Origin of the sequence: Candidatus Fusobacterium pullicola (genome assembly GCA_018883725.1) — a bacterium.
Taxonomy (GTDB): Bacteria; Fusobacteriota; Fusobacteriia; order Fusobacteriales; family Fusobacteriaceae; genus Fusobacterium_A; species Fusobacterium_A pullicola.
Genome location: JAHLFN010000026.1, coordinates 1 through 12493 on the forward strand (window position 1 = coordinate 1; position 12493 = coordinate 12493).

General features: G+C 33.7%; 11 protein-coding genes. All 11 read left to right on the forward strand.

Annotated elements, in window-relative coordinates:
- A partial coding sequence (locus IAA47_03170; GenBank protein MBU3841976.1) for a hypothetical protein occupies nt 1–376 on the forward strand: 376 nt, incomplete at its 5' end.
- Nucleotides 376–636 carry a DUF370 domain-containing protein gene (locus IAA47_03175; protein ID MBU3841977.1) on the forward strand — a complete coding sequence of 87 codons (261 nt, stop codon included), beginning with the start codon at nt 376–378 and terminating at the stop codon, nt 634–636. The genes IAA47_03170 and IAA47_03175, both read left to right, overlap by 1 nt.
- Nucleotides 633–2540, forward strand: a complete 1908-nt coding sequence (gene gyrB, locus IAA47_03180; protein ID MBU3841978.1) for a DNA topoisomerase (ATP-hydrolyzing) subunit B — start codon at nt 633–635, stop codon at nt 2538–2540. Before IAA47_03175 ends, gyrB begins: the two co-directional genes overlap by 4 nt.
- 12 nt (nt 2541–2552) lie before the next feature.
- Complete coding sequence (locus IAA47_03185; protein ID MBU3841979.1) at nt 2553–2993, forward strand: hypothetical protein; 441 nt, start codon at nt 2553–2555, stop codon at nt 2991–2993.
- Nucleotides 2994–3277: 284 nt separating this feature from the next.
- Nucleotides 3278–5821, forward strand: a complete 2544-nt coding sequence (gene gyrA / locus IAA47_03190; GenBank protein ID MBU3841980.1) for a DNA gyrase subunit A — start codon at nt 3278–3280, stop codon at nt 5819–5821.
- Between the two features lie 39 nt (nt 5822–5860).
- Nucleotides 5861–6628 carry a hypothetical protein gene (locus tag IAA47_03195; GenBank protein MBU3841981.1) on the forward strand — a complete coding sequence of 256 codons (768 nt, stop codon included), beginning with the start codon at nt 5861–5863 and terminating at the stop codon, nt 6626–6628.
- Nucleotides 6629–6645: 17 nt separating this feature from the next.
- Nucleotides 6646–7104, forward strand: coding sequence for a metallophosphoesterase (locus IAA47_03200; protein ID MBU3841982.1), 459 nt, complete (start codon nt 6646–6648; stop codon nt 7102–7104).
- Between the two features lie 40 nt (nt 7105–7144).
- Complete coding sequence (gene pheS, locus IAA47_03205) at nt 7145–8161, forward strand: phenylalanine--tRNA ligase subunit alpha (protein ID MBU3841983.1); 1017 nt, start codon at nt 7145–7147, stop codon at nt 8159–8161.
- A gap of 15 nt (nt 8162–8176) precedes the next feature.
- Nucleotides 8177–10564: a phenylalanine--tRNA ligase subunit beta gene (gene pheT, locus IAA47_03210; protein ID MBU3841984.1), complete on the forward strand. Its 2388-nt coding sequence runs from the start codon at nt 8177–8179 to the stop codon at nt 10562–10564.
- 84 nt (nt 10565–10648) lie between these two features.
- A complete protein-coding gene (locus IAA47_03215; protein MBU3841985.1) occupies nt 10649–11857 on the forward strand; it encodes an L-serine ammonia-lyase in 1209 nt (402 codons plus the stop codon).
- A gap of 13 nt (nt 11858–11870) precedes the next feature.
- A complete protein-coding gene (gene pth, locus IAA47_03220; protein ID MBU3841986.1) occupies nt 11871–12431 on the forward strand; it encodes an aminoacyl-tRNA hydrolase in 561 nt (186 codons plus the stop codon).
- Nucleotides 12432–12493: the final 62 nt, after the last annotated feature.

A 12493-nucleotide genomic window follows, 5' to 3' on the forward strand; every position in this document is an offset into this window, starting at 1 on the left:
GGATATTGTTGTAAGAACAGGAAATCTAGATGAGAATAGAGATGAGTACCTCAATAGAGAGAGTGAGGATGAAGGGATAGAGAATCCAGAGCCTCATATAAAAAAAGAAGAGGTATTAGAGGAGTTACAAAGCTCAGATATTCAGAGAAGAAATCTAGGAATAATGGAGAAGATAGCTTATCTTCAAAAGATAGCCAAGGAACGTGAAGAGTATCTTCTTTCTCATGGATACAGAAAATGTAAGGTGTGTGGTATGTTGTATGAGGGAGAAGAGGCATTTTGTAGAGTGTGTATAGATAACGGAAAAGCTAAGGAGTATCTAAGGAGATTAGGAAAATATATAGATAATGAAGAAGCAAAGGAAAGTGAAGAGTAGTGTATGTTTTTTTAGAGGAAAAGATACTTATCCCAAGCAAGGAGATATTACTTATTATTGACTATATACATATTACAAATGAAGAAAATAGGGGCTTTTATAGGGAGCAACTAGAGAAAAAAGAAGTGATAGATTTGGCTGGAGAGAGTAAAAAAACAGTGGTTATAACTGATAATAAAATATATTTTTCATCATATGGAACACAGACTTTGATGAGTAGAGGGAATGAATATTTTAATATAATTGGAGGTAGAAAGTGAGCAATAATTATCAAGCAGAAGATATAACAGTCCTAGAAGGACTTGAAGCAGTAAGAAAAAGACCAGGAATGTATATAGGAACAACTTCAGAGAGAGGATTACACCATCTTGTATGGGAGATAGTGGATAACTCAGTGGACGAGGCACTAGCTGGATATTGTACTCATATAGAGGTAAGTATACTTCCAGATAACGTAATAGAGGTAGTGGATAATGGAAGAGGAATTCCAGTAGATATTCACCCTAAGTATGGAAAATCAGCATTAGAGATAGTTTTAACGGTACTACATGCTGGAGGAAAATTTGAAAATGATAACTATAAAGTTTCAGGAGGACTTCATGGAGTTGGAGTTTCAGTAGTTAACGCTCTTTCTCTATGGACAGAGGTAGAGGTAAAAAAGAATGGGAAAATTTGGTATCAAAGATATAATAGAGGGGTACCAGAAGAGGCAGTAAAGGAGATAGGAGTTACTGAAGAGCATGGAACAACAGTAAGATTTAAGGCTGACCATGAGATATTTGAAACTTTAGTTTATGACTATAATACATTAAAAAATAGATTAAAGGAGTTAGCTTACTTAAATAAGGGACTTGTTATAACTTTATCAGATTCAAGAAAGGAACCATTTAAGAAGGAAGTTTTTGAATTCGAGGGGGGAATAGCTGACTTCTTAAGAGAGATAACTCAAGATACAGAAAAGTTAATAAAAGAGCCTATCTATATGACAGGAGATATAGATAATATAGGTGTAGAGATAGCTTTCCTATATACGGTAAACCAATCTGAGATAATTTACTCTTTTGTAAATAATATCAACACACATGAGGGAGGAACTCATGTTCAAGGATTTAGAACAGCATTGACAAGAATAATAAATGATGTAGGAAAGGCACAAGGGCTATTAAAGGATAAAGATGGAAAGTTACAGGGAACAGATATTAGAGAGGGTGTAACGGCTATAGTTTCTGTAAAGGTTCCACAACCACAATTTGAAGGACAAACTAAGACAAAATTAGGAAATTCTGAGGTTACAGGAATAGTATCTACAGTTGTAGGTGGACAATTAAAGATGGTATTAGAGGATAATCCTAATGATACTAAGGTTATCATAGAAAAGATATTAAACTCTAAGAAAGCCAGAGAAGCAGCTCAAAGAGCAAGGGAGCTTGTACTTAGAAAATCAGCATTAGAAGTAGGTTCATTACCAGGAAAATTAGCAGATTGTTCATCTAAAAATCCAGAGGAGTGCGAACTTTATATAGTAGAGGGAGATTCTGCAGGAGGATCGGCAAAACAGGGTAGAGATAGATATCATCAAGCAATACTACCTCTTAGAGGAAAGATATTAAACGTTGAGAAGGCAGGACTTCACAAAGCTCTTGAGAATAATGAGGTAAGAGCTATGATTACAGCCTTTGGAACAGGTATTGGAGATAACTTCAATCTTGAGAAGTTAAGATATGGAAAGATAATACTTATGACAGATGCTGACGTAGATGGAGCACACATAAGAACTCTTTTATTAACGTTCATATACAGATATATGGTAGAGTTAATCTATAATGGAAATGTATTTATTGCTCAACCACCATTATATAAAATCTCTTATGGAAAACAGATAAAATATGCTTACTCAGATAGAGAGCTAAAGGAGATAACAGAAGCTTTTGAAGGAGAGGATAAAAAATACACTCTTCAAAGATATAAGGGACTTGGAGAGATGAATCCAGAGCAATTATGGGAAACAACAATGGATCCACAAAATAGAACTCTTTTAAAAGTAACAATAGATGATGCTAGAGCAGCAGATATATTATTTGATAAACTGATGGGAGATAAGGTAGACCCAAGAAGAGAGTTTATAGAAGAGAACGCTGAGTATGTAAAGAACTTAGATATATAATTGAGGTAAAATATGGATATAAAATTTCTATCAGAAAAATTTTATGCTGAATTTCAAGATTGTAAGGAGATTCTAAAGAAAGAAGATAGACCATATTTAGTATTAGTGATAGAGTGTGATGGGATAGATTATGCTATCCCATTTAGAACTAATATCAATCATAATTTAAGTTTTATATGTAGTGAAGATCCTGAATATAGAGGTGGTTTAGATTATACTAAGGCAATTCCTATATTAGAGGATTATTATATAAAACAGTTAGATAAAGAGATAAAAATTAAACAGAATGAATTTAATTATTTGAAAAGTAAAGAGGAAAAATTAAAAAAAGGATTTAAAAAGTATCTTAAGGAGTTTAGAAAAGCAACATTAAACTCTGACCAAAAGAGATATGAAAAAATCTTAAAATATTCATCTCTTCAGTATTTTAAAGATAGATTACAGATAAAATAAAAAGATGGTATATAAGATACCATCTTCATCAATTGAGCTTTCTTTATTTTATCCTGCTCGAGCTCTTCGAGCAGAGTCATCAATTGAGCTTTCTTTATTTTATCCTATTCGAGCTCTTCGAATAGAGTCATCTTTGTAATTGTATTATATCATTTTATATGAAAAATATCAAGTTCTATAAAATTAGAGGGTTAAATTATGAAAATCCTAGATTGTGTGGTATAATCTATTGAAGAGAAATTATAGAATAAGAGGAGGGTAAGCCGCTAAGGCAGTATAATCGTATGTCAAATATAAATAACAGATACATAGAAGATGAAATGAAAGAATCATACCTTGATTATTCAATGAGTGTTATTGTAAGTAGAGCTCTTCCAGATGTAAGAGATGGAATGAAGCCAGTACACAGAAGAATACTTTTTGCTATGAATGAGCTTGGTATGAGTTATGATAAACCATATAAAAAGTCAGCGAGAATCGTTGGGGAAGTACTAGGTAAGTACCATCCACATGGAGACTCTGCTGTATATAGTACAATGGTTAGAATGGCTCAAGACTTTAACTACAGATACCCACTAATCTCTGGACATGGAAACTTTGGTTCTATAGATGGGGACTCTGCAGCAGCAATGAGATATACTGAAGCTAGAATGGCAAAGATAAGTAATGAACTTTTAGAGGATATAGATAAAAATACAATAGACTTTAGAAAGAACTTCGATGATTCATTAGATGAACCAACAGTATTGCCAGCAAAGTTACCAAACCTACTACTTAATGGAGCTACAGGAATAGCAGTAGGAATGGCTACAAATATACCTCCTCATAACTTAGGAGAGGTAGTAGATGGAACACTTGCTCTTATAGATAATCCAGAGTTAACTCCACTAGATTTAATGGAGTATATAAAGGGACCAGATTTCCCTACTGGAGGAATAATAGATGGTGATAAAGGTATAAAAGATGCCTATATGACTGGTAGAGGAAAAGTAAGAGTAAGAGGAAAAATTGAGACAGAAGAGTTGAAAAATGGTAAAATAAATATTATAATAAGAGAAATACCATATCAACTAAATAAGGCAACTCTAATAGAAAGAATTGCTGAATTAGTAAAGGATAAGAAGATAGTTGGAATTTCAGATCTAAGAGATGAATCTGATAGAGATGGAATAAGAGTTGTAATAGAATTGAAAAAGGGAGAGGAGCCAGAATTAATTCTAAATAAGCTTTATAAATATACTGAGTTACAAAGTACATTTGGAATAATAATGCTAGCTCTAGTAAATAATACTCCTAAAGTATTAAACTTAAAACAGATCATAGAAGAGTACATAAAACATAGATTTGAAGTAATAACTAGAAGAATAAAGTTCAACTTAGATAAGGCTGAAAAAAGAGGTCACATCTTACAAGGATATAGAATAGCTCTAAACAATATTGATAGAATTATAGAGCTTATAAGAGGGGCTACAGATGGAAACCAAGCTAGAGAGCAGTTAGTAGAGAAGTATGGATTTACTGATGTTCAAGCTAGAGCTATACTTGATATGAAGCTACAAAGATTGACTGGGCTTGAAAGAGATAAGGTAGAGGCTGAATATCAAGAGATAGAGAGATACATAGCTGAGTTGAGAGATATATTAGCAAATGATAGCAAAATATATGAGATAATGAAAACAGAGCTTCAAGAGTTAAAAGATAAGTATAATGACGATAGAAGAACAATTATTGAGAAAGAGAGAAAAGAGATAACTCCAGAGGACCTAATCAAAGATGAAGAGGTAATACTTACATTTACAAATAAAGGATATGTAAAGAGAATGGAACTAAGTAAGTATAAGGCTCAAAGAAGAGGTGGAAAGGGAGTAGCAAGTCAAAATACTGTAGAAGATGACTTTGTAGAGAATATAGAGTCAGCTAGCAACCTAGATACTCTTATGATATTTACAAACCAAGGAAGAGTATACAATATAAAAGTATATGAGATTCCAGAGACTTCTAAGCAATCTAGAGGTAGATTGATAGGAAATATCATAAAATTAAAAGATGATGAGAAGATAAGAGCTATCATAAAAACAAGAGAGTTTTCAAGTGAGAATGAGGTTATTTTTGTAACTAAAGAGGGAATAATCAAGAAAACAAACTTGAGTGAATTTAAAAATATAAATAGTTCTGGATTAAAAGCTATTAAATTGAAGGAAAAAGATGATATAATATATGTAGGACTTATTCAAGATATTGAAAAAGAGGAGTTATTATTAGCAACTCAACAGGGATATTCAATCAGATTTGATTGTGGAGAGATAAGAGCTACAGGTAGAGATACTATGGGAGTGAAGGGGCTTGTACTTAGAGATGAGGATACAGTTGTTTCAGCACTTCTTATCAAGGATAAGGAGAATAGTAGTATCTTGACTATCACAGAGAATGGATATGGAAAGAGAACTAGAATAGATGAGTACCCATTACAATCAAGATACGGTAAGGGAGTTATCAACTTGAGATGTAGTGCTAAGACAGGAGCTGTAGTATCAGTACTATCAGTAACTTCAGGGGAAGAGCTAATGGCTATCACAGCTTCAGGAGTTGTTATTAGAATAGCTGTTGAGGATATCGTGTTATATGGTAGAGCTACTCAAGGGGTTATCATTATGAAGGTAAATGGTAAGGATGAGAAAGTTGTATCTATAACAAGAGTAAAATCAGAGGACAGTGAGAGTGAAGAAGTTCAAATCATCGATGAAAGTTTATTACAAAACGAGGAATCTACTTCAATAGGAGACATAAACTCTGAAGAAGATGAGATAATAGAGGAGACAGTAGAGTAATCTGTTGTTTCATTACACAAAAATATGGGGTGATATATTATGAGAAAAGCATTAGTTTTATTTGGGAACGAAATAGAAAGAGGAAGTTTAGCAGAGAGTGCAACTTTCTTAGAAAAGGAACTAGGATTTAAAATATACCCTCTTTACGTAAAGGATATAGCAAGAGAAAAACTTATGTCAGCTACAGATGGGCTTATGGTAGCAGGAAGAGCACCTTTTATAGTTCAAGGTTGGGAAGAGATAGAGAGAGCTGAAATTCAAGTGATTGAAGAGGTTCTAAAAGAGAAGGGAATCAAAGCTAAATTAAAAGTAGATATCGGAGATGTAGCTGAGGTTGTAACTGAGCATATGAAAAAATGTGACCTATTAGTTATAGGAAAAAATGATATCTTAACTGAAAAAGAGATAGATATCCTAAAAGGAAACTATAAATCATTACTACTTATTGGAGAAAAGCCTCTAAAAGCTATGAAAAATGTAGTTATAGGAAATGATAATGGAGTTAAGGTAAATAGAAGTTGTTATCACTTTATCAATCTTTTCCCAGAGGTTAAATGTTTCTCATCATTTGTTATCAACAAAGAGATTGAAGAGAATGCACTTGTTGAGTACTTAGAGGGACATGATAAGAAGATAGTTCATGAAGAGCTTACAACAACTGATTACAACGATGTATTAGCAAGAGTGGATGAAGCAGATCTATTTATTATGGGAAATTTAAGTAGAAGCTACTTCTTTGAAAAAATAATAGGAAAAAATGGAATTAAATTATTAGAAAAAGGAAAGGCACCTATATTTATAGGATAGGAAATTAGGAAGTAAAGATGAAAGTTTTAGTAATTTCGGACTCACACCAAAGATTGGATAGATTAGTAGATATATATGAATTGGAGAAGCCAGATGTAGTGATCTGTGCAGGGGACCATAGTAAAGATGGTGAGGAGCTTTCCTTTGTTTGTCCAGATTCTAAATACTATATAGTAAGAGGAAATTGCGACATATTTGATAGAAGACATGAAGATGAGATGATATTTGAGCTAGAGGGATTTAAGATCCTTCTGGCTCATGGTCATGAATATGGAGTAAAATCTGGGTATGAGTGGATAGAGGAGAGAGGAAGAAGATTAAACTGTGATATCGTTATTTTTGGACATACTCATATTCAATATTTATTTTCAAAAAATGGAATTACACTATTTAATCCAGGAGCTGTATATGGGAGAGAATATGGTATATTGGAAATAGATGGGGATAGATTCCAGTTTTATCATAAAAGTATATAAATTTTTAAAATATATAAGCCTTTTAAACTAGGGAGGAAAAATGAAAGAAAAGGTAGCACAGCTAAAAGAAACTGCTGGATTAAGTATTGAAAAAGCAGAATCTTTACAAGAATTAGAAGATATTAGAGTAAAACTACTTGGGAAAAAAGGGGAATTAACAGAGATTTCTAAGGGGATGAAAAATCTTACTCCTGAGGAGAGACCAGTTGTAGGTCAATTAGTAAACGAGTTAAGAGAGTATATCAGCTCAAAATTAGATGCTAAAAACCTTGAATTAAAAGAGAAGGAAAAAAATAAGAGACTAGCTGAAGAGGTTATTGATATAACACTTCCAGGAAAGAGAAATACTCTTGGAACTACACACCCAATAACTGATACTATGAACTTTATGAAAGAGATATTCATAGAGATGGGATTTGATGTGGCAGATGGACCAGAGGTAGAGCTAGTAAAATATAACTTTGATGCTTTAAATATTCCAGAAACTCATCCATCAAGAGATATAACAGATACATTTTATATCAATGATGATGTTGTTTTAAGAACACAAACATCACCAGTTCAAGTAAGATATATGTTAGAGCACAAGCCACCATTTAGAATGATATGTCCAGGTAAGGTATACAGACCAGATTACGATATATCTCATACACCTATGTTCCACCAAATGGAAGGACTTATGATAGGAGAGAACATCTCTTTTGCTAACTTTAAAGCTATATTAACAGAGTCATTAAAGAAGATGTTTGGAGATACAGAAGTTAGATTCAGACCACACTTTTTCCCATTTACAGAGCCATCTGCAGAGGTAGATATCCAATGTGCTGTATGTAAAGGAAAAGGATGTAGAATGTGTAAAGACAGTGGTTGGGTAGAGATCATGGGTTGTGGAATGGTAGACCCAGAGGTTCTAAAAGCTGTTGGATATGACCCTGAGGAAGTAAGTGGATTTGCTTTCGGAATGGGAATAGAGAGAGTAGCTATGTTAAGACGTGGTATAAATGACTTAAGAGCTTTCTTTGAAAACGATGTAAGATTTTTAAAACAATTTAAGTAATTCTGGAGGAGAGTAATGTTAATTTCTTTAGACTGGCTAAAACAGTATGTAGATATAAAAGAGGATATAAAAGAGTTAGATAATGCCCTAACTATGATAGGACAAGAAGTTGAAGCCATAGATATTCAAGGAAAAGGACTAGATAACGTAGTTATTGGTCACATAGTTGAGTATGGAAAACACCCTAACTCTGATAAATTAACACTTGTAAGAGTGGACGTTGGAACAGGAGAGCCATTACAAATAGTTTGTGGAGCTCCAAACCATAAATTAGGAGATAAGGTAGTTGTAGCTAAGATCGGAGCTGTACTTCCTGGAGATTTCAAAATTAAAAAGAGCAAAATAAGAGATGTTGAATCTTTTGGAATGCTTTGCTCACAAGTAGAGCTTGGAATAGGAGAGGATGGAGATGGAATAATAATCCTTCCTGAAGATGCTCCTATAGGTCAAGAGTATAGAAAGTATGCTGGACTTGATGATGTAATATTTGAATTAGAGATTACACCAAATAGACCAGATTGTCTATCTCACATAGGTATAGCAAGAGAGATAGCAGCTTACTACGGAAGAAAAGTAAAATATCCATCAGCAATATATACAGAGGCTATAGAAGCAACTACTTCAGTAGCTAAGGTAAATATTGAAGATAAAGATAGATGTAAGAGATACATGGGAAGAGTAGTAAGAAATGTTACTGTAGGAGAATCACCAGAGTGGTTAAAGAAGAGAATAAGAGCTATGGGATTAAAACCTATAAATAACATAGTGGATATAACAAACTTTGTTATGTTTGAATATAACCAACCTATGCATGCTTTTGATTTAGATAAGGTATCAAATGAAAGTATAAATGTAAGAGCTGCTCATGCAGGAGAAAAGATAGTAACTCTTGATGGAGTAGAGAGAGAGCTTAATAATAAAGAGCTTGTTATAGCTGACGATGAAAAAGCTATTGCAATAGCTGGAATAATCGGAGGAATGGGAACAGAGATAACTGCTGAAACAAAAAATGTATTCTTAGAGGTAGCATACTTCACTCCAGAAAATATCAGAAAAACTGGTAGAAGACTTGGAATATCTACAGATTCTTCATATAGAAATGAGAGAGGAATAGATATCGAAGGTATACCAGATGCAAGTGAAAGAGCTGCAGCTCTAATAGTTGCAATAGCTGGAGGAGAGCTTTTAGATGGAGCTATTGATAAGTATGTAGAAAAACCTAAGAAAATAGAGATTCCATTAAGCTTAGAAAAGTTAAATAAATTTGTTGGTAAGGAGTTACCATCAGATACTGTAGGAAAAATATTAAGTAACCTAGGTCTTGGAATAAAAACACTATCTCAAGATACTCTACTTATAACACCACCTACATATAGAGGAGATTTAACTAGAACTGCTGATATCTATGAGGAGATTATCAGAATATATGGATTTGAAAATATTGAACCTATAATGCCTGTTGAAAATATACAAGCTGGTAAAAAAGCTGAAAATATAGATTTAATAGATAGTACAAAGGAGATATTAAGAGAGATTGGACTTCAAGAGGTAATCAACTACTCATTTATCCCTAGAAATGTTGTAGATATCTTAAATATAAAAGAGAGTGTAATAGAGATTAAAAACCCTCTAAGTGAAGATATGGCAATATTAAGACCTACATTGATGTGGAGTGTACTTTCAAATATAAGAGATAACATCAATAGAAATCAATTTGATTTAAGATTCTGTGAAGTTTCAAGAGTGTTCTCACCTGCTCAAGAGTTAGCTAATGAGGAGTTAAGAATCTGTATAGGATTAGCAGGAAGACCAGAGAGAACTCTATGGGATCCAAAACCAGAAGCTTATGATTTCTATACAATTAAAGGATATGTAGAGAAGCTTATGGAGTATATGGGAGTTACTAAATACAGATTAGAGAGAAGTTCAAACAGTAATTTCCACCCAGGTAGAAGTGCAGAGTTAAGAATAGGAAATGATATAATAGGTGTATTTGGAGAGATCCATCCAGATGTTCAAGAGAAAATGGAGATAAAGAGAGAGAGAGTATATATAGCAGAAATCGATTTAACTAAGTGTGTAAAATATATAAAGAACTCTACTAAATATGAAAAAATAGTAAAATATCCAGAAGTAACTAGAGATTTGGCTATTGTTCTTTCTAAAGATGTACTTGTAGGAAATATGATTGAAAACTTAAAAAGAGTATCTCCAATAATTGAAAAAATAGATATATTTGATGTATATGAGGGAGAAAAAATAGATGCAGATAAGAAATCTGTAGCTATCAGTATAGTACTAAGAAATAAAGAGAAGACTCTAGATGAGAAAGAGATAAAAACAGCAATAGATAAGATACTAACAACTATCTCTAAAGATTACAATGGAGAGATAAGACAGTAGTAAATTGGAGAGTGAAAAAAGCTAGAAGAGAGTTATAGCTTTCTTCACTCTTTTTTAATAAAAAGATTTAGGGAGGAAAGAGGTATGGATAGTTTAAAAGAGTTATTTAAAATTGGAAATGGACCATCAAGCTCACACACTATGGGACCAGAGAGGGCAGCAAAAAAATTTAAGGCTAAAAATCCGGAGGCTAAGAGATTTGAAGTTGAACTTTACGGTTCTTTAGCTCTTACAGGAAAGGGACACCTTACAGATTGGATAATTGTAGAGACAATGAAACCTATACCAACAGAGATAGTATGGAAGCCAGAGGTGGTACATAAGTATCATACAAATGGAATGCTATTTAAAGCCTTTGATGAGAGTGGGAAAAAATTAGATGAATGGTTGGTATTCTCTGTTGGGGGAGGAACTATAATGGAAGAGAACCAAGAGAGAAGAGGTGGACAGGAAGTCTATAGATTGAACTCTATGGAGGAGATAAAGAGCTGGTGTGAAGAGAATCAGAAAGAGTTATGGGAGTATGTTGTAGAGTGTGAAGGAAAAGAGATATTTGATTTCTTAAAAGATATTTGGCAAGCTATGGAGCAGGCAGTAGAGAGGGGAATAAATACTACTGGAGTACTGCCAGGAAGCTTAAAATATCCAAGAAAAGCGTCAAATTTCTATAGAAAGGCTAGAAATAATCACAGTAGAGGAGGATTTCTAGGTAGAATATTTGCCTATACATTAGCTGTATCAGAGGAGAATGGTGGTGGAGGTAGAGTGGTTACTGCACCAACATGTGGAGCTTGTGGAGTTGTACCGGGACTTCTGTATGCTCTAAGAGAGGAGTATGATTTACATGAGGATGAGATCTTAAAAAGCCTAGCAATAGCAGGACTTATAGGAAACCTTATCAAAGAGAATGCAACTATTTCTGGAGCAGAGGGAGGTTGTCAGGCTGAGGTTGGTTCGGCTTGTTCAATGGCTGCAGCAATGGCATGTTTCCTATTGGGAGGTTCATTGGCTCAGATAGAGTATGCAGCAGAGATGGCACTAGAACACCACCTTGGATTAACTTGTGACCCAGTTGGTGGATATGTACAGGTACCTTGTATTGAGAGAAATGCAGCGGCAGCAGCAAGAGCTTTAGATGCTGCAGCATATAGCCTATATACAGATGGAAAGCATAAGGTAACCTTTGACCAAGTTGTAAAGACTATGGGAGAGACAGGAAAGGATTTAAAACAGGAGTATAGAGAGACATCTTTAGGAGGTCTTGCAAAATTTACATTTAATGCAGAATGCTAGAAGGAGAGAAGAGATGAAGTTAATAGTAGGATTAGGAAACCCAGGAAGTAAGTATGAGAAGACAAGACACAATATAGGATTTGAAGTTATCAACTATCTTCAAAAGGACTTAGGGATAACAAATGAGAAGGAGAAATTCCAAGGGCTTATAAGTGAAAAAAATATAGATGGGGAGAAGGTACTTTTTCTAAAACCACAAACTTTTATGAATCTAAGTGGAAACTCAATAATAGAGGTTATAAATTTCTATAAGCTAAATCCAAAGACAGATTTAGTGGTAATATATGATGATATGGACCTACCAGTAGGAAAGTTGAGAGTAAAGGAGAAGGGAAGCTCTGGTGGACATAATGGAATAAAATCTATTATATCTCACTTAGGAGATGAGTTTTTACGTATAAAGTGTGGGATAGGAAAACCTAAGGACAATACTATTGACTTTGTATTGGGACAGTTTAGTAAAAGTGAACAAGAAGAGGTAACATTGATGATAGAGAATGCAAGTAAATGTGCATGTGATATTATCCAAGATGTCGAATTAAGTAAAATAATGCAAAAATATAACAAAAAATGATCAAAATAATTGCAAAAACCATTGAGAATTAGCAATAAATGTGATACACTTAGTTTAGTAGA

Coding starts and splice junctions, on each gene's coding strand:
- IAA47_03185 (MBU3841979.1), top strand. CDS start 2,553: ATGGATATAAAATTTCTATCAGAAAAATTTTATGCTGAATTTCAAGAT.
- gyrA (MBU3841980.1), top strand. CDS start 3,278: ATGTCAAATATAAATAACAGATACATAGAAGATGAAATGAAAGAATCA.
- IAA47_03195 (MBU3841981.1), top strand. CDS start 5,861: ATGAGAAAAGCATTAGTTTTATTTGGGAACGAAATAGAAAGAGGAAGT.
- IAA47_03200 (MBU3841982.1), top strand. CDS start 6,646: ATGAAAGTTTTAGTAATTTCGGACTCACACCAAAGATTGGATAGATTA.
- pheS (MBU3841983.1), top strand. CDS start 7,145: ATGAAAGAAAAGGTAGCACAGCTAAAAGAAACTGCTGGATTAAGTATT.
- pheT (MBU3841984.1), top strand. CDS start 8,177: ATGTTAATTTCTTTAGACTGGCTAAAACAGTATGTAGATATAAAAGAG.
- IAA47_03215 (MBU3841985.1), top strand. CDS start 10,649: ATGGATAGTTTAAAAGAGTTATTTAAAATTGGAAATGGACCATCAAGC.
- pth (MBU3841986.1), top strand. CDS start 11,871: ATGAAGTTAATAGTAGGATTAGGAAACCCAGGAAGTAAGTATGAGAAG.